This window comes from Paenarthrobacter sp. CCNWLY172 (genome assembly GCF_037402035.1).
Taxonomy (GTDB): Bacteria; Actinomycetota; Actinomycetes; order Actinomycetales; family Micrococcaceae; genus Arthrobacter.
This window is the reverse complement of record NZ_JBBEGB010000001.1, coordinates 458396-484488: the sequence shown is the minus strand read 5'-3', so window position 1 is coordinate 484488 and position 26093 is coordinate 458396. Positions and strand designations below refer to the sequence as shown.

Here is a 26093-nt window from a genome sequence, read left to right as displayed (position 1 = left end):
CCCTTCCTCGTACCGGTTTCCGCTGCGCCGGCTCTCAAGAGCCTGCGAAGACGGACCTGTCACGTAGTTAGTTTTCGGTCTTGAACGGGAAACCAAGCGCCTTGAGCAGCGCGCGGCCTTCGTCATCGGTCTTGGCGGTGGTGACGACCGTGATGTCCATACCGCGAACGCGGTCGATGGAGTCCTGGTCGATCTCGTGGAACATAACCTGCTCGGTCAGACCGAAGGTGTAGTTGCCGTTGCCATCGAACTGCTTGCCGTTGAGGCCGCGGAAGTCACGGATACGCGGCAGAGCCAGCGAAACCAAACGATCCACGAATTCCCACATGCGGTCCCCACGCAGAGTTGCGTGTGCACCGATCGGCATGCCTTCGCGCAGCTTGAACTGTGCGATTGACTTGCGGGCCTTGGTTACCTGCGGCTTCTGGCCGGTGATCAGGGTGAGGTCGCGGACAGCGCCGTCGATCAGCTTGGAGTCCTTGGCGGCATCTCCAACACCCATGTTCACTACAACCTTGACCAGGCGGGGAACCTGGTTGACGTTCGCGTAGCTGAATTCCTCCTGCAGGGACTTCTTGATGGTCTCTGCATACTTGGTCTTCAGACGCGGAACGATCTTCACTGGAGTCTCGAGTGTCTCACTCATCAGATGTCCTTCCCGGTGGCCTTGGACACGCGGATACGGACGGTCTTGGTAGCGCCATCCTTCTCAACGGTGTCGAGACGGAAACCAACACGGGTCGGCTTCTTGGTCGACGGGTCAACCAGAGCAACGTTGGAAACGTGGATCGGGGCCTCAACGACCTCAATGCCACCGGTCTTGGTGCCGCGCTGCGACTGACCGACCTTGGTGTGCTTGGTGACGCGGTTGATTCCCTCTACCAGCACGCGGTTGGTGTCCGGGAATACGCGCAGAACCTTGCCCTGCTTGCCGCGGTCTCCGCCGCGTTCCTGCTTGGCGCCGGTGATGACCTGAACGAGGTCACCCTTCTTGATCTTAGCCATGGACTAAAGCACCTCCGGGGCCAGCGAAACGATCTTCATGAACTTCTTGTCGCGAAGTTCACGACCAACCGGGCCGAAGATACGGGTACCGCGGGGGTCACCGTCATTCTTCAGGATCACAGCTGCGTTTTCGTCAAACTTGATGTAGGAACCATCCGCACGGCGGCGTTCCTTCTTGGTACGAACGATGACAGCCTTGACGACGTCACCCTTCTTTACGTTGCCGCCAGGGATAGCGTCCTTGACGGTAGCGACGATCACGTCGCCAATGCCTGCGTAGCGACGACCTGATCCACCGAGAACGCGAATGGTAAGGATTTCCTTAGCACCCGTGTTGTCGGCGACCTTGAGTCGCGACTCCTGCTGAATCAATTTCTACTCCTTGCGTCGCGCCGGTTCTCAGACCGAAATCATGCATACGGAATGAGCCTTGCGGAACGGTTGATCGGGGTGTCTCTTGACCTGCCTGGATTTTGCCAGTACAGGCCTAAACGCCCGTGCCACAAGCATCAGCTTCCCTTGCAGAAAACTCTGCGCGGGGCAGTATGCAGCGGCACGATTGTTTACGAGGTAGTTGACGGCGCACAAGTGGCGCCATACAAACTCAATATCCTAGCACGTTTACGGCCTGAAGCCGAAACGGCCGGAGATGCGGAAAGGCCCGCGCTCCCTGGGGAACACGGGCCTTTCCAGTGAATCACTGCCAGGCATGCCCGGCGTCGGATTTACTTGGCCTTTTCGAGGATCTCCACCAGACGCCACCGCTTGGTAGCGGACAGCGGGCGGGTCTCAGAGATGAGAACGAGGTCGCCGATGCCGGCGGTGTTCTCTTCGTCGTGAGCCTTGATCTTCGAGGTGCGGCGAATAACCTTGCCGTACAGAGCGTGCTTCACGCGGTCTTCAACCTGAACAACGATGGTCTTTTCCATCTTGTCAGAGACAACGTAGCCGCGACGCGTCTTACGGTAACCGCGCTGTTCAGCGCTGGCTGCTGCTTCCGTCACAGTTTCCTTCTCGCTCACTTGGCGTCCTCTCCAGCTTCAACCTCGGCCTTTTCAGCCTTGGCAGCCTTCTTGGACTTCTTTTCTTCCTTGGCTTCCACAACCGGTGCGGCAACCTCGGCACGAATGCCCAGCTCGCGCTCACGGAGAACGGTGTAGATGCGTGCGATGTCCTTCTTTACCGCACGCAGGCGACCGTGGTTCTCCAGCTGTCCGGTGGCGGACTGGAAACGCAGGTTGAACAGCTCTTCCTTGGACTTGCGGAGTTCTTCAACGAGACGCTCGTTGTCGAAACCGTCCAGCTGTGCGGGTGCGAGATCCTTCGACCCTACTGCCATTTCTATTCACCACCTTCGCGACGCACAATGCGTGCCTTCAACGGGAGCTTGTGGATTGCCAGGCGCAGGGCCTCGCGAGCTACCTCTTCATTGACACCGGAGAGTTCGAAGAGAACCCGGCCCGGCTTGACGTTTGCGACCCACCATTCCGGAGAACCCTTACCGGAACCCATACGGGTTTCAGCAGGCTTCTTCGTCAGCGGACGGTCCGGGTAGATGTTGATCCAGACCTTGCCGCCACGCTTGATGTGGCGGGTCATCGCAATACGAGCGGACTCGATCTGACGGTTGGTAACGTATGCCGGGCTCAGGGCCTGGATACCGTACTCACCGAAGCTGACCTTGGTGCCGCCCGTAGCAGCGCCGGAACGACCCGGGTGGTGCTGCTTACGGTGCTTTACTCGACGTGGGATAAGCATTTAAGCCTGTCCTCCTTCTGCTGCGGGAGCAGCAGCTTCAGCGGCCGGTGCTTCAACGGCAGCGGGTGCTGCCTCAGCTGCCGGACGGTCGTTACGACGACGGCGGTCGCCACCCGGGCGGCCCGGACGGTCTCCTGCACGGCCACGGGACGGAGCAGCAGCTGCCTGCTGAGCCAGTTCCTTGGCAGTTACGTCACCCTTGTAGATCCAAACCTTCACACCGATGCGGCCGAAGGTGGTCTTGGCTTCGTAGAAGCCGTAGTCGATGTTCGCGCGGAGGGTGTGCAGGGGCACACGGCCTTCGCGGTAGAACTCCGAGCGGGACATTTCTGCGCCACCCAGACGGCCCGAGCAAGCAACACGGATGCCCTTGGCACCCGCACGCTGTGCGGACTGCATTGCCTTCTTCATCGCACGGCGGAAAGCCACGCGGGAAGTCAGCTGCTCAGCGATGCCCTGGGCAACAAGCTGTGCTTCCATCTCGGGGTTCTTGACCTCGAGGATGTTCAGCTGAACCTGCTTGCCGGTGAGCTTCTCGAGCTCGCCGCGGATGCGGTCTGCTTCAGCGCCGCGGCGGCCGATGACGATACCCGGGCGTGCCGTGTGGATGTCCACGCGGACACGGTCACGGGTGCGCTCGATCTCGACCTTGGCGATGCCGGCGCGCTCCATGCCGGTGGACATGAGCTGACGGATCTTGATGTCCTCGCGGACGAAGTCCTTGTAGCGCTGTCCGGGCTTGGTGCTGTCAGCGAACCAGTGCGAAACGTGGTCGGTGGTGATGCCGAGTCGGAACCCGTGCGGGTTTACTTTCTGTCCCACTTAGCGAGCCTCCTCTTTCTCCGGGGTTGCGACAACCAGCGTGATGTGGCTGGTCCGCTTCCTAATGCGGTAGGCGCGGCCCTGGGCACGCGGCTGGAACCGCTTCATGGTCGGGCCTTCATCAACAAATGCTTCGGTGATGAAGAGGTCGCTGTCGTCGAATGCAACGCCGTCACGGTCCGCGAGGACACGTGCGTTGGCCATTGCCGACTGAAGTACCTTGAATACCGGCTCCGAAGCTGCCTGGGGGGCAAACTTCAGAATTGCCAGAGCCTCATTCGCTTGCTTACCACGAACAAGGTTGACGACGCGCCGGGCCTTCATAGGCGTTACGCGGATGTGACGCGCAATAGCCTTGGCTTCCATTGCTTTCCTTCTCTCGTCTAAGACGTAAAGTCAGGCGCCTAGCGGCGCTTGCCCTTACGGTCGTCCTTAACATGGCCGCGGAATGTCCGCGTGGGAGCGAATTCGCCGAGCTTGTGCCCGACCATCGACTCTGTGACAAACACCGGGATGTGCTTGCGTCCGTCGTGTACGGCGATCGTGTGCCCGAGCATGTCGGGGATGATCATCGAACGGCGGGACCAGGTCTTGATGACGTTCTTGGTGCCCTTATCGTTTTCCCGTGCGACCTTCACAAAGAGGTGCTGGTCAACGAAAGGACCTTTTTTCAGGCTGCGTGGCATGTGTCCAGGCTCCTATCGCTTGTTCTTGCCAGTACGGCGGCGACGAACAATAAGCTTGTCGCTCTCTTTGTTCGGACGGCGGGTACGGCCCTCGGGCTTGCCGTTCGGGTTAACCGGGTGACGTCCACCGGAAGTCTTACCTTCACCACCACCGTGCGGGTGGTCAACCGGGTTCATGGCTACACCACGGACGGTCGGGCGAACGCCCTTCCAGCGCATGCGGCCGGCCTTGCCCCAGTTGATGTTCGACTGCTCGGCGTTGCCCACCTCGCCGACGGTTGCGCGGCAGCGCACGTCAACGTTGCGGATTTCACCGGAGGGCAGACGCAGCTGGGCGAAACGGCCTTCCTTGGCAACGAGCTGTACCGAAGCACCTGCGGAACGAGCCATCTTGGCGCCGCCACCCGGACGCAGTTCAACTGCGTGGATTACGGTACCAACCGGGATGTTGCGCAGCGGCAGGTTGTTGCCCGGCTTGATGTCAGCGTCGGGACCAGCCTCGACGAAGTCACCCTGGGACAGCTTGTTCGGAGCGATGATGTAACGCTTGGTGCCATCAACGTAGTGCAGGAGTGCGATGCGAGCCGTGCGGTTCGGGTCGTACTCGATTTCGGCAACGCGGGCGTTGACGCCGTCCTTGTCGTGACGACGGAAGTCGATCAGACGGTACTGGCGCTTGTGCCCACCACCCTTGTGACGGGTGGTGATCTTACCGGAGTTGTTACGGCCGCCAGTCTTGTGCAGCGGACGCAGCAACGACTTTTCCGGAGTCGATCGCGTGATTTCAGCAAAGTCGGCTACGCTCGAGCCACGACGGCCCGGGGTAGTCGGCTTGTATTTACGGATTCCCATAATTTATTTCCTCGTTAAAGTGGTCTCCGCTACGCGAGCGGACCGCCGAAGATGTCGATTGTGCCTTCTTTGAGGGTGACAATTGCACGCTTGGTGCTCTTGCGCTGACCCCAGCCGAATTTGGTGCGCTTGCGCTTACCGGCACGGTTGATGGTGTTGATCGAGTCAACCTTGACCGAGAAGATCTTCTCGACGGCCAATTTGATCTCGGTCTTGTTCGAGCGAGGGTCCACCAGGAAGGTGTACTTGCCTTCGTCGATCAGACCGTAGCTCTTTTCCGAAACGACGGGTGCAAGCACGACGTCGCGCGGGTCCTTGATGGTGGTTACGCTCACTTGGAGGCCTCCTCGTTCTTTGCCTTGTCAGCGACGAACGCCTCGAAAGCAGCCTTGGTGAAGACCACGTCGTCGGAGATAAGCACGTCGTAGGTGTTCAGCTGGTCTGCGTACAGAACGTGAACATCCTGGAGGTTGCGCACGGAAAGTGCAGCAACATCGTTGGCGCGCTCGATTACGACGAGCAGGTTCTTGCGCTCAGTGACGGAGCGCAGCGAAGCCAGTGCGTCCTTGGCGGACGGCTTGGTGCCGGCTACCAGTTCAGCGATGACGTGGATGCGGCCGTTGCGGGCGCGGTCAGACAGGGCGCCGCGGAGTGCAGCAGCCTTCATCTTCTTGGGGGTGCGCTGGCTATAGTCACGAGGGGTCGGACCGTGGACAACGCCACCGCCGGTCATGTGAGGAGCACGGATTGAACCCTGACGGGCGCGGCCGGTGCCCTTCTGCTTGAACGGCTTGCGACCTGCACCGGAAACCTCGGCGCGGGTCTTCGTCTTGTGGGTACCCTGGCGTGCAGCAGCGAGCTGTGCGACGACGACCTGGTGCAGCAGCGGCACGTTGGTCTGAACGTCGAAGATCTCTGCAGGCAGGTCTACCTTGACAGTGCTAGTCATTGAACTAGGCTCCCTTCACGGCGGTGCGTACGAGTACGACCTGGCCGCGGGCGCCGGGGACGGCACCCTTGATAAGGAGCAGCGACTTCTCAACGTCAACAGCGTGAACCGTGAGGTTCAGCGTGGTGTGACGTTCGGCGCCCATGCGGCCGGCCATTTTCAGGCCCTTGAAGACGCGGCTCGGGGTGGATGCGCCACCGATGGAGCCAGGCTTACGGTGGTTCTTGTGGGCACCGTGGGAAGCGCCAACGCCGTGGAAGCCGTGACGCTTCATAACACCGGCGAAGCCCTTACCCTTTGAGGTGCCGACGACGTCGATCTTCTGGCCGGCTTCGAAGATCTCAACAGAGAGCTCCTGGCCCAGCTCGTAGGATGCGGCGTCTGCGGTACGCAGTTCGACGACATGGCGGCGAGGGGTGACGCCAGCCTTTTCAAAGTGACCAGCCAGCGGCTTGGTGACCTTGCGGGGATCGATCTGGCCGTAGCCGATCTGTACGGCGACGTAGCCATCTACCTCTGCGTTGCGCAGCTGGGTGATGACGTTGGAGTCAGCCTGGACAACAGTTACCGGGATGAGCTTGTTGTTCTCGTCCCAGACCTGGGTCATGCCGAGCTTCGTGCCCAGCAGGCCCTTTACGTTACGGGTTGCGGTCATAGTCTCTCAGCACCTCCCTAGAGCTTGATTTCGATGTTCACGTCTGCAGGCAGATCGAGACGCATAAGCGAGTCGACGGCCTTCGGCGTGGGGTCGATGATGTCGATCAGACGCTTGTGAGTACGCATTTCGAAGTGCTCACGGCTGTCCTTGTACTTGTGAGGAGAGCGAATTACGCAGTAAACGTTCTTCTCCGTGGGCAGCGGCACCGGGCCGACTACCGTTGCGCCTGCGCGCGTGACCGTCTCAACGATCTTCCGCGCTGAAACATCAATGACCTCGTGGTCATATGACTTCAGCCGGATGCGGATTTTTTGTCCCGCCATGTCGCCTGACTCTCTTTCAGCTAGTGCTGCTCTAGTTAGGGCTGCTCTGTTTACTTACCTGTTGATGTGGCCGCCGAAGCGTTTGAGGATTTACCACCACACGCCGCACAAGCTGAATCCGGATATTCCGGGTTCCTCAACCTGCCGGCGCACCGACCCCCGCGGTCGGGCGTGTCGCGATTTCCACGCAGACTCGACCGCATTCCATGGGGTTCAGGGTTATGTTTGGTCTTCCACTTGGACCCTGACACCCGGCATTATCCGGATCGGGACACGAAGAAGCGCTTGAACAACTCATCCAGTATGGCGGAAATATGAGGCAAAGGCCAATCGACGGTATAAGGGCCCCTGCAGGACCATTGCCCGGGCGCCTGCACCTGAGGAAGATGGGTGCATGACCGTCCAGGATTCAGGCTCAGTGGAAGATCTTGCCGCGCGCCTGCGTCCGGGTTTCACCCTGGGGGTGGCGTCTGCGGCTTTCCAGATTGAAGGATCACTGACCGCTGATGGCCGTGGTCCGTCGGGCTGGGATGCCTTCGCGGAAAAGCCAGGAGCAATAGTCGACGGCGACTCCCCCACTGTAGCGTGCGACCATTACAACCGCGCCGATGAAGACATCGCGTTGATGCAGGAGCTTGGCGTGGACTCCTACCGCTTCTCGCTGTCCTGGCCGCGGATCCAACCCGGCGGCAAGGGCTCCATCAATCAACGCGGTCTGGACTTCTATGATCGCCTCATCGACAAACTCCTGGCCGCAGGCATCTCCCCCATGGCTACCCTGTTCCACTGGGATACCCCATTGGAACTGGAGCATGCAGGCGGGTGGATGAACCGCGACACTGCCGAGCGCTTTGCTGTCTATTGCGCCGCCGCTGCAGACCGCTTCGGTGACCGTGTTGATCACTGGGTCACCATGAACGAACCCGTGTCAGTCACCGTGCAGGGGTACTCCTTGGGAGTGCACGCCCCGGGCCGGCAACTGCTTTTCGATTCCCTGCCTGCCGCACATCATCAATTACTGGGACACGGAATGGCCGTCCGGGCCCTGCGGAACGCCGGCGTCAAAGGGCAGATCGGGGTGTCTAACATGCACTGCCCCGTCGAGTCTGCCAGCAACAGTCTGGGCGACCGGCTGATGACGCAGGCGCTGGACCTGATCCTCAACCGCATCTATGCCGATGCGATACTGCTAGGCCAATACCCCAAGCCACCCTGGCCCATGAAGCCGTGGTTCCGCTCACTCGGCACCATCCACGACGGCGATCTTGAACTGATCAGCCAACCTTTGGACTTCTACGGGCTCAACTACTACTACCCCGTGAAGGTGGCAGCAGGACCCGGGCCTGCGGAGATCCCCACCGGAAAGTCACCGGAGATGAGCGAAGTTCCCTTCCACCTGGCCGCCTACCAGGAGTATGAAACCACAGGGTTCGGCTGGCCCGTTGCACCGGAGTACCTGGCGCTGCTGCTGCGTCAAATGAAGGACCGGTACGGGGACGCTCTTCCCCCGGTGTACATCACCGAAGGCGGGGCAAGTTTTCCGGAGCCGCCCCACGTTGACGGCCCCGTTCAGGACACCAACCGCATTTCCTACCTGGCTGAGCACCTCGGCCACGCCCTGACAGCGACAGGTCCGGGCGGTATTGCCGAGGATGTGGATCTGCGCGGCTACTACGTCTGGACGCTGCTGGACAATTTCGAATGGGCGGCCGGCTACTCACAGCGTTTCGGATTGGTCCATGTGGACTTCCACACCCAGGAACGGACTCCCAAGGAGTCCTATTACTGGTTGCGTGCACTGGAGCGGGCCCGCTCCCAAGAACCGTAGGCCGCCTGACTAGCCCAGTCCTGCTAAAACGACGGGTTACTTGTTCTTGTTGGCACGCCTGATGCGCTTTGCGCGTTCAATCTCGCTCCGGAAGTTCTTGCGGCCCCACAGCACGCCCCCACCGATGGCGGCAATGACTGCCAGGAAAATCAGGAATTCCATACTGCGCTCCTCTTCGTAGACTGCCAGATTATCGGATTCCGTCCCTGTCCTGTCCCCACGGGGCATTACCGGGCGAAGCATTGCCCGGGTAGACACCGTCGGGGTGAGCACTGTCGGGTGAAGCATTGCCCCGGTTGAAGCCGTCGGTACTGGCGGCGCCCGGCGCAAAGTTCTGCGGCGGAACACCACCCGGCGCAAAGTTCTGCGGCGGAACACCCCCGGGCGCAAAGTTCTGCGGCGGAACACCACCGGGCAGCTGCGGCTTCCGGTTCAGGCGCCACACTGCCAGGACAATCAACGCCAGGGCAACCAGCGCCAGCATGGCGAACGCGTACGAGCGCAACGCCCACATGACACTGAGGGCAACGCCCACGGCGCCCCACCACACCATGGCCCGTTCGGCCAGCAGCAACCCGGCGACCAGAAGCACCGCGTGGCCCACCAGCACATACAACTGCTGCGGGGCTGTTCCGCCAAAGATGGTCCCCAAGGATGTCAAAGACAGGGCGCCCGCGGCAAGGACCAGCCGAAGCAGACCTTCGCTCCGCTGCTTTCTCATGTAGCGCAGCCCTGCTAAAACAGCCCCGGCCAGGACGTACCACTGCACGGTCCAGAACCAGTCCGGCCCAGTGTCGCCCACGAACAGCACCGCACGCTGGAGGGCGGCTAAAGACGCCAGCGCCGCAATTTCTCCAGCAAGCCACTTGCCGTACGGTATCTCAACAACTACCAGCGCACCGGTCGCGACCACCAGGAAAAAACCGACCCATGATGTCTCATCGCTGATCAAACCAATGGCGGCCGACGACGCGAGCGCCACGGCTGCTGTTCCCGTCAGGGCGTTTCGCCTCAGCGGTTCCCCGCTGATTGCTGCTCCTCCGAGCCGCTTCACCGCGTAAAGAAGCACTGCTGTTCCAACACCACCCACCAGCCATGGTGCGTAGTCGCTCCATACTCCCGGCGCCATGTCCCTCAGCAAACCTTCGACGGCGGGAACGGCACCAACCAGCATGGACGGCGCGGCGCCGAGGTAGAGGGCGGGCAAGTGCTCAACGTGCGAGGCAGCGAACAGCACGGACGCAAGGACCAGCACTGCCAGCCCAGCCAGGGCGTAGGACACGGCAAGGGTCAACAGACCACCGGTGACGACGAACGCCACTGCAGCAATGAACCAGAACCAGCGCTCCGCAACGTGGCCGGCGGCACCTTGTCCGGGACGGACCGTGGCACGCACAACCCGGACAACGACGAGCACGGCTGCGAGCCCCAGGAGCACCACCGGTACCTGGGCCCTGTCCAGCAGTGGCTGGTACAACCAGGTGCCCGACGGGAACGTCAAGGACGGACCGGAAGCAATCACGCCCCCGACCACGGCAGGGATACCGAAGTATTGGATTCCCTGGATTCCCAGAAGACGCCAAGCGATCATAGCGGATGCCGCGCAGAGTCCCAACTCGATAAGGACCACCCAACGGCCGCCGCCGTTGTAGGTCCCTGCCAGCAGGTAGGCCGCGGGCAGAAGGAGCTGGGCAGCCAGAGTACCCCACACCATGGCCTGCTGGAAGGCGATGTCCACCCCACGGCTTCTCTGGATCCAGGTCACGGCATGCTGCAGCACGAGGACGACAGCCAAGGTCATGGAGACGGTGGTGGTCGACCCGGAAAGATCCCCCACCAGCACGCCAATGAAGGCCAAAGACAAAACACGGAGTCCCAGCATGTAGGCGCCCCGTACTAAACGGCCCTTTGCCGCTGCCACCATGAAGCCGCTGTAGGCCGCGAAGAGTCCCAGCAGGATCTCAACATCCCGCACACTTCCGAGCCGTAGAGCCAGAAGCAACACCAATGCCGCCGGCGCGAAAAGCCATGCTGCCGAATGCCGGCGCAGGACTACGCCGCAGAGAATTGCCGCAAGTGCCGTCGCGATTGCTGCAACCCCAGGCTGCCAGCCTCCGCGCAGGAATTGCTCCCCTGAGGCCATGGAAACCGTCAGGACGGTGGCGGCTCCCGCCATCACGGTCACCACCGCTCCGGCGTCGACCACGGATGCACGGGGGAAGCGCCTGCGGCTGCTTTGCTGCAAGGGAAGGACCAGCTGCAGGGCCCCCGCTGCAGCTACGACCAAGGCCACCTTGGGTAGCTCGCCAGCCACGCTGAAGCTGAAGCCATGCTGCATCGCGTCAAAGTAGGCAGAACCGGCCAGGACGGTACCTGCAGCCCGAGCAAGCCACCAATAGGACTGGCGGTGGGAGGAAACAGGCATTCGGATGGCGGTCGCGGCGAAGTAGGCAACCGCTACCAGGAGGACCACGTTGCCCAGCGCCAGCGACACCGTGGCCGATGCCACCACGCCTGCAACGATGGCCGTAGCCGGGGCCAGGACCTCGCCCAGGGTAGGACGCCAGGACCCGACGCTGGCCTTGCTTTGCCGGGTGGGCGGGAACATCAAAGCACCTGAGGCTGCACCTGCGAACAACACCAACAGCACCGCGGTCCCTACGAGGGGATGACCCGCAGCTCGGTCCACGAACGGCAGGACGAGCAAGCCCGCTACTGCGAGCCCACCGAATCCAGCAAGGGTCGCCTGCGGAACCAAAAGGTGGACTCCAGCACGTTCAAGCCAGGCGCTGACCAGTTGCTGCACTCCAGCCGCAGCCACAAGTGCTACCAAGGAAAGGGCAATCCTGTCCGGGCTTTCGGCAAAAACACCGGCAGCCGCGGTAGGCGCTGCCACCGTCACGGCAAGTCGTGCTGCAAGCACCAATGGCTGACGGAAGGATGCCGGATGAGCAGCCGCCCGCACTGACCAGTACAGTGCGGCAGACGCCAGGAGCGCCGACACCGGCCATGCGCCCAACAGACCCATGAACGGCAGGGACACCGCGAGGACGACGCCGGGCGCGAACTCGGTGCCGTGGCGCAACTTCCAGCCCACCACCATGGCGGTCACCATGGTCACGCTGAGTGGAACATAGGCGGGCAAGTCATAAGCCCCGAGGGCCAAGACCACTGTCAGGATGGCTGCCGTCGCCAATTGAAGGCCCAGGCAGGACAAGGCGTCGTACCACCAGTGCCGCAGCTTCAGCCCCTTACCCCCGAGCGCAACTCCCAGGGACTGGACTCCACAGCAAATGACTGCCGCAAGCATCACTGCACTGACGTCCGAGGTGGCGTCCCAAACCACTCCCAGCAACGCCAACGTCAGCGTTGCGCGCGCTCCGTAGGCGTGCTGCAGTCTGTACCGGGCCTGTGGAATGAAGGCCATTACGGCGAAGTACATGCCGCACATCAGCATGACCAGCGGGTACTCACCCTTGGCCAGGAGGTGAGGCGTGACCGTGACCGCAAGCGCCACCAAGGGCACTACATAGGGATGGAGCACCATCAGCGGACGGACATAAAGCGGTGGCAACCACCGCGGACGAATCAGCGCACCCAGGGTCAGGACGATGGCGACTCCGATCAGCGCAGTGAAGTACCAGACCAAAGCGCCGCCCAGCACGGAAACTCCGGACCACGCGGTAGAGACAACGAAGCTCAGGGAAAGGAAGGCCAGGACCTTGTTGTCCAGGCGAACCGCGGTGTACGCATATACAGCTGTTCCCAGCAGTGAGGTGACCAGCCACGCGGCCGGACCGTTGGGCAGCACAAAGTTGTACATGGCAAGGCCCGTCACGGGAATGAGCGCCAAACCCGTGCCGACGAAGGCGACCGCGGCTGGACGCAACCGCGGCATTTTGGCATGGATGACCAAACCGGCAACGTAGAACAGGGTGGTGATGAAGCAGATACCTGCAAAGCGGAAAAGTGCAGGAAGGCTTGTCCCCACAAAGAGGGCACCCGCGGCGACCAAGAGAAGACTGGCTACATAGAGCGTGACGTTGATGTTTTGTTGGTCGCGTTTGGCCTTACGGGCCGCGGCTGCCTCGGGAGTTTCCCGACGTATCGGTACCTGCTGGCCCGCTGCCCACTGCGGCTGTGTGGCCATAACGGGACGCTGCGGGACTGCGGGAGGTTGAACGCCCGACGGCGGCTTGGGGGCCTGCGCTGGGAAGGGCGCCGCCACGTGCGTCGGTGGATGCAGTGGTGCTGATGCAGGCGTCACGGCGGGCCCGGCCCTGTAGGTTATCGGAGCCGAAGCGGCTGGTTGAGGGGGCGTCGACACCTCTGCAGCGTGGATCTTGGCCTCGGCGTCGCGCCAGCCGGCCATGTGGCCTGCCAGATAGCCTGCCTGGTAGGCGCGGTGCTCAGCGATACCTGTGGCGGCAGCGGTCCCCGCGGCATCTTTCCGGCCCCGGCCTCGACCGATGGCACTGCTCACCGCCGCTGTCACAGCAAGGAGTATCAGTACTAGCAGGACTTCCATGGCTACTCCTTGATGTCACGGGAATCTGGCATTTCGCCGGCGTTTATTCCAATCGATAGAGTAACTGTACCAAAAAGAACCCCACCGCCGAAACGGTGGGGTCCTTTTTGAATGACTACCGGTTGAGCCGGAAGGTCACCGATCTACAAGTAGTGACTACTTGATGATGCTGGTGACACGTCCCGAACCAACGGTGCGGCCGCCTTCGCGGATAGCGAAGCCGAGGCCCTCTTCCATAGCGATCGGCTGGATGAGCGCAACGGTCATCTCAGTGTTGTCGCCAGGCATAACCATTTCCGTGCCTTCCGGCAGGGTGATAACGCCGGTTACGTCCGTGGTACGGAAGTAGAACTGCGGGCGGTAGTTGGAGTAGAACGGGTTGTGACGTCCGCCTTCGTCCTTGGACAGGATGTAAACGTTGGCTTCGAAGTCGGTGTGCGGGGTGATTGAACCCGGCTTGACGACAACCTGGCCACGCTCGACATCGTCGCGCTTCAGACCGCGGAGCAGGAGGCCACAGTTCTCGCCGGCCCATGCTTCGTCGAGCTGCTTGTGGAACATCTCGATACCGGTAACCGTGGTCTTCTGGATCGGGCGGATGCCAACGATCTCGACCTCGGAGTTGATGGCGAGGGTTCCACGCTCGGCGCGGCCCGTAACAACGGTGCCACGACCGGTGATCGTGAAGACGTCTTCGATCGGCATCAGGAACGGCTTGTCGCGGTCACGTACGGGGTCCGGAACGGACTCGTCGACTGCTGCCATCAGGTCCTGGACGGACTTGACCCAAACCGGGTCGCCTTCCAGAGCCTTGAGGCCGGAAACGCGAACAACCGGAGCCTCATCGCCATCGAAGCCCTGCGAGCTCAGGAGCTCACGAACTTCCATTTCGACGAGGTCGAGGAGTTCTTCGTCATCAACCATGTCGGACTTGTTCAGTGCGACCAGCAGGTAGGGAACGCCAACCTGGCGGGCGAGCAGAACGTGCTCACGGGTCTGAGCCATCGGACCATCGGTTGCAGCAACCACGAGGATTGCGCCGTCCATCTGGGCAGCACCGGTGATCATGTTCTTGATGTAGTCAGCGTGACCCGGGGCGTCTACGTGTGCGTAGTGGCGCTTCTCGGTCTGGTACTCCACGTGGGAGATGTTGATGGTAATACCGCGCTGGCGCTCTTCCGGAGCAGAGTCAATCGACGCGAAGTCGCGCTGCTCGTTGAGATCCGGGTACTGGTCGTACAGCACCTTGGAAATGGCGGCAGTCAATGTCGTCTTACCGTGGTCAACGTGACCAATGGTGCCGATGTTGACGTGCGGCTTAGTCCGCTCGAACTTTGCCTTTGCCACAGGTTCCTCCTAGAACGATTTCAAGTGAAGTGCTCCTCGGCCGCGCTTTTCGCGGCAGAAACTTTAGCAAGTCTACTTGGGGGCTTGGTTTTGGTGAAATTGCAGATTCAGGAATCAATAATAGTTCCTCGAGCCTGTTTGCGCAGGGACCGGGCCGCGGCTCTCGCCGCAGCCCCGCCTCATGCGCTTAGATGCCTTCCCGATACCGGAATTGCATCCGTTACCGGGAGATTACTCGCCGCGGGTTTTCTGGATGATCTCGTCGGCAACTGCCTTCGGGACCTCCGCGTAGCTGTTGAACGTCATGGAGTACACAGCGCGACCCTGGGTCTTGGACCGGAGGTCACCGATGTAGCCGAACATGCCGGACAGCGGAACGTGTGCACGGATAACCTTCACACCTGCTGCGTCTTCCATGGACTGCATCTGGCCGCGGCGGGCGTTCAGGTCACCGATAACATCACCCATGTATTCCTCAGGTGTGCGGACCTCAACATCCATCAACGGTTCAAGCAGAACAGGGTTCGCCTTGCGTGCAGCTTCCTTGAAAGCCATACGTCCGGCGATCTTGAACGCCATTTCCGAGGAGTCTACATCGTGGGACGCGCCATCAATCAGCGTGGCCTTGATGCCGACAACCGGGTAACCAGCCAGGACGCCGTCGTTCAGTGCATCCTGGATACCAGCGTCAACGGACGGGATGTATTCACGCGGAACGCGGCCACCAGTGACCTTGTTCTCGAATGCGTACAGCTCGCCGGAAGCGGTGTCCATGGGCTCGATCGCGATCTGGATCTTTGCGAACTGACCCGAACCACCGGTCTGCTTCTTGTGCGTGTAGTCATGACGCTCGACTGCGCGCTTGATGGTTTCGCGGTAAGCAACCTGCGGCTTGCCAACGTTTGCCTCAACCTTGAATTCGCGGCGCATGCGGTCCACCAGGATGTCCAGGTGGAGCTCGCCCATGCCGGCGATGATGGTCTGGCCCGTGTCTTCGTTGAGGGAAACCTGGAAGGTCGGGTCCTCAGCGGAGAGCTTCTGGATGGCCGTGGAGAGCTTCTCCTGGTCACCCTTGGTGTTGGGCTCGATGGCAACCGAGATCACGGGCTCCGGGAAGCTCATGGACTCGAGGACGATCTGGTTGTTGGCATCGCACAGGGTGTCACCCGTGGTGGTGTCCTTCAGACCGATGGCTGCGTAGATGTGGCCGGCGGTAGCGCCCTCAACGGGCATTTCCTTGTTGGCGTGCATCTGGAACAGCTTGCCGATACGTTCCTTCTTGCCCTTGGTGGAGTTGACCACCTGGGCGCCTGCCTCAACGTGACCGGAGTACACGCGGACGAAGGTCAGCTGACCGAAGAACGGGTGCGCAGCAATCTTGAAGGCGAGGGCCGAGAACGGCTCGTCAGCAGAGGGCTTGCGGGTGAGTTCCTTCTCTTCGTCGCGAGGATCGTGACCGATCATCGGGGGGACGTCGAGCGGGTTCGGCAGGAAGTCAACAACAGCGTCAAGCATCGGCTGGACACCGCGGTTCTTGAAGGCAGAACCACAGAACACCGGGTAGAGCTCGGAGTTGATGGTCATCTTGCGGATGCCGGCCTTCAGTTCCTCAAGGGTGAGTTCTTCACCTTCGAGATACTTCTCCATGAGTTCTTCGGAAGCCTCGGCAACAGTCTCTACGAGCTGTGCACGGTACTCTTCAGCCTTGGCCTGGAGGTCCGCCGGGATTTCCTGCACTTCGTAGGAAGCGCCCATGGTGACGTCACCCTTTGCGTCGCCAGGCCAAACCAGGGCGCGCATTTCGAGGAGGTCAACAACACCGATGAAGTCGTTCTCAGCACCGATGGGCAGCTGCATAACCAGCGGCTTGGCACCAAGGCGGGAGATGATGGTGTCTACGGTGAAGTAGAAGTCAGCGCCCAGCTTGTCCATCTTGTTGACGAAGCAGATACGCGGAACGTTGTACTTGTCAGCCTGGCGCCAAACAGTCTCGGACTGCGGCTCCACGCCTTCCTTGCCGTCGAACACTGCAACTGCACCGTCGAGGACGCGCAAGGAGCGCTCAACCTCAACCGTGAAGTCCACGTGGCCCGGGGTGTCGATGATGTTGATCTGGTTCTTGTCCCAGAAGCAAGTCACGGCGGCAGACGTGATGGTGATGCCGCGTTCCTTTTCCTGTTCCATCCAGTCAGTCGTCGAAGCGCCGTCGTGCGTCTCGCCGATTTTGTGGTTCACACCCGTGTAGAACAGGATGCGCTCGGTAGTGGTGGTCTTGCCGGCATCGATGTGGGCCATGATGCCGATATTGCGGACCTTATTAAGGTCGGTAAGCACGTCCTGTGCCACGGGGTCTCCCTTTCGGATGGACTACACGTTCGCCGCCGGCTCAGTGAGCCGGCGGCGTCCGGAAAGTTTTTACCAGCGGTAGTGTGCGAAGGCCTTGTTGGACTCGGCCATCTTGTGGGTGTCTTCGCGACGCTTCACAGCGGCACCAAGACCATTGGAGGCATCCAGGATTTCGTTCTGGAGGCGCTCGGTCATGGTCTTCTCGCGGCGGGCCTTGGAGTAGCCCACGAGCCAACGCAGAGCGAGGGCAGTGGAGCGACCCGGCTTGACCTCAACCGGAACCTGGTAGGTAGCGCCACCAACACGGCGTGAACGTACCTCGAGCGAAGGCTTGACGTTGTCCATGGCCTTCTTGAGAGCGGCAACGGGGTCGCCGCCGGACTTGGCACGTGCACCTTCAAGTGCACCGTAAACGATGCGCTCTGCGGTGGACTTCTTGCCGTCGACCAGAACCTTGTTGATCAGCTGAGTGACCAACGGGGAGCCGTAAACGGGATCGGAAACTAGCGGCCGCTTCGGGGCCGGACCCTTGCGAGGCATATTACTTCTTCTCCATCTTTGCGCCGTAACGGCTGCGAGCCTGCTTGCGGTTCTTGACACCCTGGGTGTCGAGTGCGCCGCGGACGATCTTGTAGCGGACACCCGGAAGGTCCTTCACACGACCACCACGGACGAGCACGATGGAGTGCTCCTGGAGGTTGTGGCCAACACCGGGGATGTAGGCGGTTACTTCTACGCCACCGTTGAGACGCACACGTGCCACCTTACGGAGAGCCGAGTTCGGCTTCTTGGGGGTGGTGGTGTAAACGCGGGTGCAAACACCGCGGCGCATCGGGCTGCCCTTCAGCGCGGGAGCCTTGGTCTTGGAGACCTTCGGCGTGCGGCCCTTGCGGACCAGCTGGTTAATCGTAGGCACTTTCGTGTTCTCCGTTGTTTGATCTCTGCCCCCACACACAGGCGCCAGCCTGGGTAAACGTGGGAACTTTGGCGTTGCTCGTGCAGCCGGCCGAAACTCCGGTAGGCGTGCAAAAGTGCGGCATTCGTTGCGCATGTTGCCCGCAACCCGGAAACAGGCTCCACCCAGCACCATGAGAACAAAACCAAAATGATGCTGCGGCGGCCTTCATCCACTGCCACACAGAACAATTACCAAAAGTCTAGCACGGCTTGATCTAGGGCCTTAATCGGGTGTATGGAGGACGACGGCGCAACCCGTCTGCCGCCGTCGTCCTCCACTCCCCCGGCTGACCGCGCGAAAGCTGCCGCCGTTAACAGGTCCGGCCCCGCACTCATGGAGTACGGGGCCGGACTTTTACCGCGTCAACTCAACGTTGACGGCTTGCGAACAACGGATCAGCGGAAGTCGTTACCGAGGTCGTAGTCATCCAGCGGGATGGCGTGGAACTCGGGAGCTCCGTCGCCGCCCAGTGCGTCATAGGAGAAGTCGGTAAAAGCGCTGGGGCCCGTGAACAGGCTTGCCTTTGCTTCTTCCGTCGGCTCCACAGTGACCTCTGTGTAGCGGGGCAGGCCCGTACCAGCCGGGATGAGCTTACCGATGATGACGTTTTCCTTGAGGCCGAGCAGAGGATCGCTCTTGCCTTCCATGGCCGCCTGCGTCAGGACGCGGGTGGTTTCCTGGAAGGAAGCTGCCGACAGCCAGGACTCGGTAGCCAAGGAAGCCTTGGTGATACCCATGAGTTCCGGACGACCCGAAGCCGGGGACTTGCCCTCGGACACGACGCGGCGGTTCTCGTCCTCGAAGCGGGCGCGCTCTGCAAGCTCACCGGGGAGCAGGTCGGAGTCGCCGGATTCGATGACGGTCACGCGACGCAGCATCTGGCGGACGATAACCTCGACGTGCTTGTCGTGGATACCGATACCCTGGCTGCGGTAAACGCCCTGTACTTCGTCCACGAGGAACTTCTGTGCAGCACGCGGACCCATGATGCGCAGAACCTGCTTCGGGTCCACCGGACCGTTGATCAGCTTCTGGCCGACGCTGACGTGCTCGCCATCTTCGATGAGGAGACGTGAACGGCGCAGTACCGGGTAGGCAATCTCTTCGGAACCATCGTCCGGAGTGATGACCAAGCGCATCTGGCGCTCGGACTCTTCAATGGTGATGCGGCCGGCTGCTTCAGCAATCGGTGCGACACCCTTCGGAGTACGGGCTTCGAAGAGCTCCTGGATACGGGGCAGACCCTGGGTGATGTCGTCGCCACCGCCGGCGGAAACAGCACCACCGGTGTGGAACGTACGCATGGTCAGCTGGGTACCGGGCTCACCGATGGACTGTGCGGCAATAATGCCCACGGCCTCGCCGATGTCAACGGTCTTGCCAGTGGCCAATGAACGACCGTAGCAAAGAGCACAGGTGCCGACCTTGGACTCACAGGTGAGTACGGAGCGGACCTTGACCTCGGTGATGCCTGCAGCCAGCAGCTGGTCGATAACGACGTCGCCGCAGTCGGTGCCGCCGGCAGCCAGGACGTTGCCCTGGGCATCGACGACGTCGACAGCCAGCGTACGTGCGTAGGCGCTGTTCTCGACGTTCTCGTCCAGGACGAGCTCACCGTTGGAATCCGGCACGGCGATCGGGGTAACCAGACCGCGTTCGGTACCACAGTCCTCTTCGCGGACGATGACGTCCTGCGAAACGTCCACCAGACGACGGGTCAGGTAACCCGAGTTGGCGGTACGGAGAGCGGTATCGGCCAGACCCTTACGGGCACCGTGCGTGGCGATGAAGTATTCCAGAACCGACAGGCCCTCGCGGTAGGAGGACTTGATCGGGCGAGGAATGATCTCACCCTTCGGGTTGGCCACAAGACCACGGATACCCGCGATCTGGCGGACCTGCATCCAGTTACCACGTGCACCGGAGGACACCATGCGGTTGATGGTGTTCATCGGAGACAGGCTGTCGCGCATCGCCTGGGCGATTTCGTTGGTTGCCTTGTTCCAGATTTCGATCAGTTCCTGGCGACGCTCGTCGTCGTCGATCAGGCCCTTGTCGTACTGGCCCTGGATCTTGGCAGCCATGGCCTCGTAACCGGCCAGGATGGCAGGCTTGGAGGTAGGCACCTCGATGTCGGAGATGGCAACCGTGACACCAGAACGGGTAGCCCAGTAGAAGCCGGCGTCCTTCAGGTTGTCCAGCGTTGCAGCCGTGACAACCTTCGGGTAGCGCTCTGCGAGGTCGTTGACGATCCGGGACAGTTCGCCCTTGTCGGCAACAGCCTCTACCCAGGGGTAGTCCTCAGGCAGCGTCTGGTTGAAGATGACCTGGCCCAAGGAGGTTTCAACGAGAGCCGGCTGACCGGGCTCCCAACCTTCCGGAGCTTCCCACCCTGCGTAAGGCACAAAGTCATCCAGGCGGATCTTGACCTGGGAATTCAGGTGCAGATCACGGGCGTCGTACGCCATGATGGCTTCGGAAACCGAGGAGAAGATGCGGCCTTCGCCGGCAGAACCGACGCGCTTGGTGGTCAGGTGGTACAGACCGATGATCATATCCTGCGAAGGCAGGGTCACCGGACGGCCATCGGACGGCTTCAGGATGTTGTTCGAGGACAGCATCAGGATGCGGGCTTCGGCCTGGGCTTCCGGGCTCAGCGGCAGGTGGACTGCCATCTGGTCGCCGTCGAAGTCAGCGTTGAAGGCGCCACAAACCAGCGGGTGAAGCTGGATTGCCTTGCCTTCCACAAGCTGCGGTTCGAAGGCCTGGATGCCGAGGCGGTGCAGGGTAGGTGCACGGTTGAGCAGCACCGGGTGTTCGGTGATGATCTCTTCCAGCACGTCCCAGACCTGCGGACGGTAACGCTCTACCATGCGCTTTGCCGACTTGATGTTCTGGGCGTGGTTGAGGTCAACCAGGCGCTTCATCACGAACGGCTTGAAGAGCTCCAGGGCCATCTGCTTGGGCAGACCACACTGGTGCAGCTTCAGCTGCGGGCCGACAACGATGACCGAACGGCCGGAGTAGTCAACGCGCTTGCCGAGGAGGTTCTGGCGGAAACGACCCTGCTTGCCCTTGAGCATGTCGCTCAGGGACTTCAGCGGACGGTTGCCCGGACCCGTGACGGGACGGCCACGACGACCGTTGTCGAAGAGGCTGTCAACGGCTTCCTGAAGCATGCGCTTCTCGTTGTTGACGATGATCTCCGGAGCACCGAGGTCAAGCAGTCGCTTGAGTCGGTTGTTGCGGTTGATCACACGACGGTAGAGGTCGTTGAGGTCGGAGGTCGCGAAGCGGCCACCGTCCAACTGGACCATCGGGCGCAGTTCCGGCGGGATCACCGGGACGGCGTCGAGAACCATGCCGAGCGGGCTGTTGTTGGTGGTCAGGAATGCGTTGACAACCTTCAGGCGCTTCAGGGCACGCGTCTTGCGCTGGCCCTTGCCGTTCTGGATGGTGTCGCGCAGCGACTCAGCCTCAGCCTGCATGTCGAAGGTCTCAAGACGCTTCTTGATGGCTTCGGCACCCATGGAGCCTTCGAAGTACAGACCGTAACGGTCGCGCAGTTCGCGGTACAGGCCTTCGTCACCTTCAAGGTCAGCGACCTTGAGGTTCTTGAAGCGGTCCCAGACCTGCTCGAGGCGCTCGATGTCGGCGTCGGCACGCTTGCGGACGTTCGCCATCTGGCGGTCTGCGGAGTCGCGGGCCTTCTTTTTATCGGCAGCCTTGGCGCCTTCACCTTCAAGACGGGCAAGCTCGTCTTCAAGGTCGCGGGCGATCGTGGCGATGTCGCTGTCGCGGTTGTCCACCATCTGCTTCTTCTCGAGGTCGTGCTCAACCTGGAGGTTCGGCAGTTCGGCGTGACGGCTTTCGGTGTCAACGCTGGTGATCATGTAGGCAGCGAAGTAAATGACCTTCTCGAGGTCCTTCGGTGCCAGGTCCAGAAGGTAGCCCAAGCGCGAGGGAACGCCCTTGAAGTACCAGATGTGCGTTACAGGCGCGGCCAGCTCGATGTGGCCCATGCGCTCACGACGCACCTTGGCGCGGGTGACTTCAACGCCACAACGCTCGCAAATGATGCCCTTGAAGCGGACGCGCTTGTACTTGCCGCAGTAGCATTCCCAGTCGCGGGACGGGCCGAAGATCTTCTCGCAGAAGAGGCCGTCCTTCTCGGGCTTGAGCGTGCGGTAGTTGATGGTTTCCGGCTTCTTGACCTCACCGTAAGACCATCCGCGGATGTCTTCCGCGGTGGCGAGGCCGATCTGCATGAGGCCGAAGGAGGATTCGCTGGACATAGGGTCCCTGTTCTCTCTTGTTCTCTAAATTCTGAAGTCTTGGTTACGGGAAGAGGGAGCTGTTCCGACGGACAGTTGTTGAGGCTGCCCGCCGGAACAGCTGCTAGACCTCTTCTACGGAACTGGGCTCTGCACGAGACAGATCGATGCCCAGTTCTTCCGCAGCCGTGAAGACTGCGTCATCAGAGTCACGCATTTCGATCGTGGTTCCGTCCGTGGAAAGAACTTCCACGTTCAGGCACAACGACTGCATTTCCTTGATCAAGACCTTGAAGGACTCGGGAACGCCAGGCTCAGGGATGTTCTCGCCCTTGACGATGGCTTCGTAGACCTTCACACGACCATGGATGTCATCCGACTTGATCGTGAGGAGTTCCTGAAGCGTGTAGGCAGCACCGTAAGCTTCGAGCGCCCAGACTTCCATTTCACCGAAGCGCTGGCCACCGAACTGAGCCTTACCACCCAGCGGCTGCTGCGTGATCATGGAGTACGGGCCGGTGGAACGCGCGTGGATCTTGTCGTCCACCAGGTGGTGGAGCTTCAGGATGTACATGTAACCGACGGAGATCGGGTCCGGGAACGGCTCGCCGGAGCGGCCGTCGAACAGACGGGTCTTGCCGGAGGAATCGATCAGGCGGTCGCCGTCGCGGGTCACGTTGGTGGAGTCAAGCAGACCAGTGATTTCTTCTTCACGGGCGCCATCGAACACCGGGGTGGCAACGGTGGTCTGGCCGGTTTCACGGGGCAGGTTGGGCAGGTTCTTGACCCACTCCGGCTCGCCTTCGATCTTCCAACCGGTCTTGGCCACCCAACCGAGGTGGGTTTCCAGGACCTGTCCAACGTTCATTCGACCCGGAACACCAAGCGGGTTCAGGACGATGTCCACCGGGGTACCGTCTGCAAGGAAGGGCATGTCCTCGATCGGGAGGATCTTGGAGATAACACCCTTGTTGCCGTGACGGCCGGCGAGCTTGTCGCCGTCGGTGATCTTACGCTTGGCTGCTACGTAGACGCGGACCAGCTGGTTCACGCCCGGGGGCAGTTCGTCGTCGTTGTCGCGGTCGAAGACGCGCACGCCGATGACCGTACCGGACTCGCCGTGGGGCACCTTCAGGGAGGTGTCGCGGACTTCGCGGGACTTCTCACCGAAGATGGCGCGGAGAAGGCGCTCTTCCGGGGTCAGTTCGGTTTCACCCTTAGGGGTGACCTTTCCAACCAGGATGTCGCCGGCTTCAACCTCGGCACCAATGTGGATGATTCCACGCTCGTCCAGGCCTGCAAGGACTTCCTCGGACACGTTGGGGATGTCACGCGTGATTTCCTCGGCACCAAGCTTGGTGTCGCGGGCATCAATTTCGTGCTCCTCGATGTGGATGGAGGAAAGGACATCCTCAGCAACAATGCGCTGCGACAGGATGATGGCGTCCTCGAAGTTGTGGCCTTCCCATGACATGAATGCCACGAGCAGGTTCTTACCGAGGGCCAATTCACCCTGGTCCGTTGCGGGACCGTCAGCGATGATGCCGCCAACTTCCAGGCGCTGGCCTTCGTTGACCAGGACACGGTGGTTGTAGCAGTTGCCCTGGTTGGAACGGGCGAACTTGTTGATGCGGTAGTTGGTCTCAGTACCGTCGTCGTTGATCATGACAACCAGTTCGGCGGAGACTTCGGTGACCACACCTGCCTTCTTCGCGATGACAACATCACCGGCGTCGACGGCTGCTGCGCGCTCCATGCCGGTGCCCACGAAAGGAGCCTCGGAACGGACCAGCGGCACGGCCTGGCGCTGCATGTTGGCACCCATGAGTGCACGGTTTGCATCGTCATGCTCGAGGAACGGAATCAGGGCAGTTGCCACGGACACCATCTGGCGCGGGGAAACGTCCATGAACTGAACGTCAGCGGCGGGAACCAGAACAGGCTCGCCTCCACCACCACGGGCACGAACAAGGACGGTCTCTTCAGAGAACTTCTTGTCAGCATCCAGCGGAGCGTTGGCCTGTGCAATCAGGACCTCGGCTTCGTCATCGGCAGTCAGGTACTGGACCTCGTCGGATACGACGCCTTCGGAGACCAGGCGGTACGGCGTCTCAATGAAGCCGAACGGGTTGATGCGGCCGTAGGATGCCAGCGAACCGATCAGACCAATGTTCGGGCCTTCAGGGGTTTCGATGGGGCACATACGTCCGTAGTGGGATGGGTGAACGTCTCGGACTTCCATGCCTGCACGGTCACGGGACAGACCACCCGGGCCAAGTGCCGACAGGCGGCGCTTGTGGGTCAGACCCGACAGCGGGTTGTTCTGGTCCATGAACTGCGACAGTTGGGAAGTTCCGAAGAACTCCTTGATGGCTGCAACAACGGGACGGATGTTGATCAGCGTCTGCGGCGTGATGGCCTCGACGTCCTGTGTGGTCATGCGTTCGCGGACGACGCGTTCCATACGGGACAGACCAGTGCGGACCTGGTTCTCGATCAATTCGCCCACGGCGCGGATGCGACGGTTGCCGAAGTGGTCGATGTCGTCGACGTCGACGCGAAGCTCGTGGTCTTCGCCGTCGCGCTTGCCCATGAGGGTCTTCTCGCCGGCGTGGAGCGCGACGAGGAACTTGATCATGGCAACGATGTCTTCAACGTGCAGGACCGAGGCTTCCTTGTCACCAAGGGAGCGGTCGATGCCGAGCTTGCGGTTGATCTTGTAACGGCCAACCTTCGCAAGATCGTAGCGCTTGGCGTTGAAGTACAGGTTGTCCAGCAGGGACTGGGCAGCCTCGACTGTGGGCGGCTCGCCCGGACGCAGCTTGCGGTAGATGTCCAGAAGCGCGTCTTCGCGGGTCTCGGTGGCGTCCTTCTCCAGCGTTGCACGCATGGAGTCGTACTGGCCGAACTCTTCCAGGATCTGGCCTTCGGTCCAGCCGAGGGCCTTCAGGAGAACCGTGACCGACTGCTTGCGCTTGCGGTCGAGGCGAACGCCGACCTGGTCGCGCTTGTCGATCTCGAGTTCGAACCATGCACCACGGGACGGGATGATCTTCGCAGTGAAGATGTCCTTGTCACTGGTCTTGTCGGCGGTGCGCTCGAAGTAGGCGCCCGGCGAACGGACCAACTGGGAGACAACAACACGCTCGGTGCCGTTGACGACGAACGTTCCCTTTTCAGTCATGAGGGGGAAGTCGCCCATGAACACGGTCTGCTGCTTGATTTCGCCCGTGTTGTTGTTCATGAACTCGGCCTTGACGTACAACGGTGCCGAGTAAGTGGCGTCACGGTCTTTGCATTCGGCCATGGTGTACTTCGGGTCAGCGAACTCCGGCTCGGAGAAGCTCAGGGACATGGTGCCCTGGAAGTCCTCGATGGGGGAGATCTCTTCGAAGATGTCGGCAAGTCCGGAGGTGGTGGCGACGCTGAGGTCGCCCTCCTCGACAGCCTTCGCTACCCGCGCCTGCCAGCGTTCGTTTCCGACGAGCCAGTCAAAGCTGTCCGTCTGCAGGGCGAGAAGATTCGGAACATCAAGCGGTTCATGAATCTTTGCGAATGAGAGGCGGCGGGTGGCACCATCGGTGCTTGCCGTGTTAGCGGTTTCGTTATTAGAGGTGCTCGAGGCGACCAAGAGGGATCCTTCCACAGACCTTCAGGCGTTTTCAGATCTCCCCCGTTTGCATCCCGCAGAGTGCTCCGCAGGATACTTATTCCGGTTCCGCTATATGACCCGGACCCAGTCCACTCATTGGCTATGCA

Annotated in this window: 23 protein-coding genes; 1 reads left to right on the top strand and 22 read right to left on the bottom strand. The window is 61.1% G+C overall.

The genetic code is table 11. The annotated features are described in order from the left end of the window. Positions 1-67: 67 nt before the first annotated feature. From rplE to rpsJ, 14 genes are all read right to left on the bottom strand, one after another. Positions 68-646, bottom strand: coding sequence for a 50S ribosomal protein L5 (gene rplE / locus WBN73_RS02155; RefSeq protein ID WP_207594237.1), 579 nt, complete (start codon positions 644-646; stop codon positions 68-70). Continuing rightward, entirely contained in the window at positions 646-1005 is a 360-nt protein-coding gene (gene rplX / locus WBN73_RS02150) for a 50S ribosomal protein L24 (protein ID WP_062073171.1), read from the bottom strand. Before rplX ends, rplE begins: the two co-directional genes overlap by 1 nt. Positions 1006-1008: 3 nt before the next feature. Then, positions 1009-1377: a 50S ribosomal protein L14 gene (rplN, locus tag WBN73_RS02145; RefSeq protein ID WP_003803789.1), complete on the bottom strand. Its 369-nt coding sequence runs from the start codon at positions 1375-1377 to the stop codon at positions 1009-1011. A 353-nt stretch (positions 1378-1730) separates the two neighbouring features. Continuing rightward, positions 1731-2027, bottom strand: coding sequence for a 30S ribosomal protein S17 (gene rpsQ, locus WBN73_RS02140; RefSeq protein WP_011775587.1), 297 nt, complete (start codon positions 2025-2027; stop codon positions 1731-1733). Next, positions 2024-2344: a 50S ribosomal protein L29 gene (rpmC, locus tag WBN73_RS02135; RefSeq protein WP_014922387.1), complete on the bottom strand. Its 321-nt coding sequence runs from the start codon at positions 2342-2344 to the stop codon at positions 2024-2026. Before rpmC ends, rpsQ begins: the two co-directional genes overlap by 4 nt. A gap of 2 nt (positions 2345-2346) precedes the next feature. Further along, entirely contained in the window at positions 2347-2763 is a 417-nt protein-coding gene (rplP, locus tag WBN73_RS02130) for a 50S ribosomal protein L16 (protein WP_003803795.1), read from the bottom strand. After that, positions 2764-3585, bottom strand: coding sequence for a 30S ribosomal protein S3 (rpsC, locus tag WBN73_RS02125; protein ID WP_011775589.1), 822 nt, complete (start codon positions 3583-3585; stop codon positions 2764-2766). It abuts the gene before it with no gap. After that, positions 3586-3951: a 50S ribosomal protein L22 gene (gene rplV / locus WBN73_RS02120; protein ID WP_011775590.1), complete on the bottom strand. Its 366-nt coding sequence runs from the start codon at positions 3949-3951 to the stop codon at positions 3586-3588. Between the two features lie 38 nt (positions 3952-3989). Beyond that, the gene (gene rpsS / locus WBN73_RS02115; protein ID WP_011775591.1) at positions 3990-4271 is read right to left on the bottom strand and encodes a 30S ribosomal protein S19; all 282 of its coding nucleotides are present in this window, start codon (positions 4269-4271) and stop codon (positions 3990-3992) included. A gap of 12 nt (positions 4272-4283) precedes the next feature. Further along, complete coding sequence (gene rplB, locus WBN73_RS02110) at positions 4284-5123, bottom strand: 50S ribosomal protein L2 (RefSeq protein ID WP_207594238.1); 840 nt, start codon at positions 5121-5123, stop codon at positions 4284-4286. 29 nt (positions 5124-5152) lie between these two features. After that, the gene (rplW, locus tag WBN73_RS02105) at positions 5153-5458 is read right to left on the bottom strand and encodes a 50S ribosomal protein L23 (RefSeq protein ID WP_011775593.1); all 306 of its coding nucleotides are present in this window, start codon (positions 5456-5458) and stop codon (positions 5153-5155) included. Beyond that, positions 5455-6072 carry a 50S ribosomal protein L4 gene (gene rplD, locus WBN73_RS02100; RefSeq protein WP_018776684.1) on the bottom strand — a complete coding sequence of 206 codons (618 nt, stop codon included), beginning with the start codon at positions 6070-6072 and terminating at the stop codon, positions 5455-5457. Before rplD ends, rplW begins: the two co-directional genes overlap by 4 nt. A 4-nt stretch (positions 6073-6076) precedes the next feature. Continuing rightward, complete coding sequence (rplC, locus tag WBN73_RS02095; RefSeq protein WP_026539807.1) at positions 6077-6727, bottom strand: 50S ribosomal protein L3; 651 nt, start codon at positions 6725-6727, stop codon at positions 6077-6079. A gap of 17 nt (positions 6728-6744) precedes the next feature. Continuing rightward, positions 6745-7053 carry a 30S ribosomal protein S10 gene (gene rpsJ / locus WBN73_RS02090; protein ID WP_003803825.1) on the bottom strand — a complete coding sequence of 103 codons (309 nt, stop codon included), beginning with the start codon at positions 7051-7053 and terminating at the stop codon, positions 6745-6747. Between the two features lie 394 nt (positions 7054-7447). Here rpsJ and WBN73_RS02085 point away from each other — a divergent pair, with 394 nt between their 5' ends. Then, positions 7448-8881, top strand: coding sequence for a GH1 family beta-glucosidase (locus tag WBN73_RS02085; RefSeq protein WP_207594240.1), 1434 nt, complete (start codon positions 7448-7450; stop codon positions 8879-8881). 36 nt (positions 8882-8917) lie between these two features. Here the strand turns inward: WBN73_RS02085 and WBN73_RS02080 are convergent, their stop codons facing one another. The 8 genes from WBN73_RS02080 to rpoB form a co-directional block, all read right to left on the bottom strand. Then, complete coding sequence (locus WBN73_RS02080) at positions 8918-9043, bottom strand: hypothetical protein (RefSeq protein WP_268825391.1); 126 nt, start codon at positions 9041-9043, stop codon at positions 8918-8920. Between the two features lie 28 nt (positions 9044-9071). Next, complete coding sequence (locus WBN73_RS02075) at positions 9072-13409, bottom strand: hypothetical protein (RefSeq protein WP_337339344.1); 4338 nt, start codon at positions 13407-13409, stop codon at positions 9072-9074. A gap of 156 nt (positions 13410-13565) precedes the next feature. After that, positions 13566-14756, bottom strand: a complete 1191-nt coding sequence (gene tuf / locus WBN73_RS02070; protein ID WP_011775598.1) for an elongation factor Tu — start codon at positions 14754-14756, stop codon at positions 13566-13568. Between the two features lie 231 nt (positions 14757-14987). After that, a complete protein-coding gene (gene fusA / locus WBN73_RS02065) occupies positions 14988-17102 on the bottom strand; it encodes an elongation factor G (RefSeq protein WP_026539805.1) in 2115 nt (704 codons plus the stop codon). A gap of 69 nt (positions 17103-17171) precedes the next feature. Further along, positions 17172-17642, bottom strand: a complete 471-nt coding sequence (gene rpsG / locus WBN73_RS02060; protein ID WP_003803829.1) for a 30S ribosomal protein S7 — start codon at positions 17640-17642, stop codon at positions 17172-17174. A gap of 1 nt (position 17643) precedes the next feature. Further along, positions 17644-18018 carry a 30S ribosomal protein S12 gene (gene rpsL / locus WBN73_RS02055; RefSeq protein ID WP_009358312.1) on the bottom strand — a complete coding sequence of 125 codons (375 nt, stop codon included), beginning with the start codon at positions 18016-18018 and terminating at the stop codon, positions 17644-17646. Between the two features lie 437 nt (positions 18019-18455). Continuing rightward, entirely contained in the window at positions 18456-22355 is a 3900-nt protein-coding gene (locus WBN73_RS02050; RefSeq protein WP_207594242.1) for a DNA-directed RNA polymerase subunit beta', read from the bottom strand. Between the two features lie 103 nt (positions 22356-22458). Continuing rightward, positions 22459-25965, bottom strand: a complete 3507-nt coding sequence (rpoB, locus tag WBN73_RS02045; RefSeq protein WP_043471397.1) for a DNA-directed RNA polymerase subunit beta — start codon at positions 25963-25965, stop codon at positions 22459-22461. Positions 25966-26093 lie beyond the last annotated feature (128 nt).

Coding starts and splice junctions, on each gene's coding strand:
- rplE (WP_207594237.1), bottom strand. CDS start 646: ATGAGTGAGACACTCGAGACTCCAGTGAAGATCGTTCCGCGTCTGAAG.
- rplX (WP_062073171.1), bottom strand. CDS start 1,005: ATGGCTAAGATCAAGAAGGGTGACCTCGTTCAGGTCATCACCGGCGCC.
- rpmC (WP_014922387.1), bottom strand. CDS start 2,344: ATGGCAGTAGGGTCGAAGGATCTCGCACCCGCACAGCTGGACGGTTTC.
- rplP (WP_003803795.1), bottom strand. CDS start 2,763: ATGCTTATCCCACGTCGAGTAAAGCACCGTAAGCAGCACCACCCGGGT.
- rplV (WP_011775590.1), bottom strand. CDS start 3,951: ATGGAAGCCAAGGCTATTGCGCGTCACATCCGCGTAACGCCTATGAAG.
- rpsS (WP_011775591.1), bottom strand. CDS start 4,271: ATGCCACGCAGCCTGAAAAAAGGTCCTTTCGTTGACCAGCACCTCTTT.
- rplB (WP_207594238.1), bottom strand. CDS start 5,123: ATGGGAATCCGTAAATACAAGCCGACTACCCCGGGCCGTCGTGGCTCG.
- rplD (WP_018776684.1), bottom strand. CDS start 6,072: ATGACTAGCACTGTCAAGGTAGACCTGCCTGCAGAGATCTTCGACGTT.
- rplC (WP_026539807.1), bottom strand. CDS start 6,727: ATGACCGCAACCCGTAACGTAAAGGGCCTGCTGGGCACGAAGCTCGGC.
- rpsJ (WP_003803825.1), bottom strand. CDS start 7,053: ATGGCGGGACAAAAAATCCGCATCCGGCTGAAGTCATATGACCACGAG.
- WBN73_RS02085 (WP_207594240.1), top strand. CDS start 7,448: ATGACCGTCCAGGATTCAGGCTCAGTGGAAGATCTTGCCGCGCGCCTG.
- WBN73_RS02080 (WP_268825391.1), bottom strand. CDS start 9,043: ATGGAATTCCTGATTTTCCTGGCAGTCATTGCCGCCATCGGTGGGGGC.
- WBN73_RS02075 (WP_337339344.1), bottom strand. CDS start 13,409: ATGGAAGTCCTGCTAGTACTGATACTCCTTGCTGTGACAGCGGCGGTG.
- rpsG (WP_003803829.1), bottom strand. CDS start 17,642: ATGCCTCGCAAGGGTCCGGCCCCGAAGCGGCCGCTAGTTTCCGATCCC.
- WBN73_RS02050 (WP_207594242.1), bottom strand. CDS start 22,355: ATGTCCAGCGAATCCTCCTTCGGCCTCATGCAGATCGGCCTCGCCACC.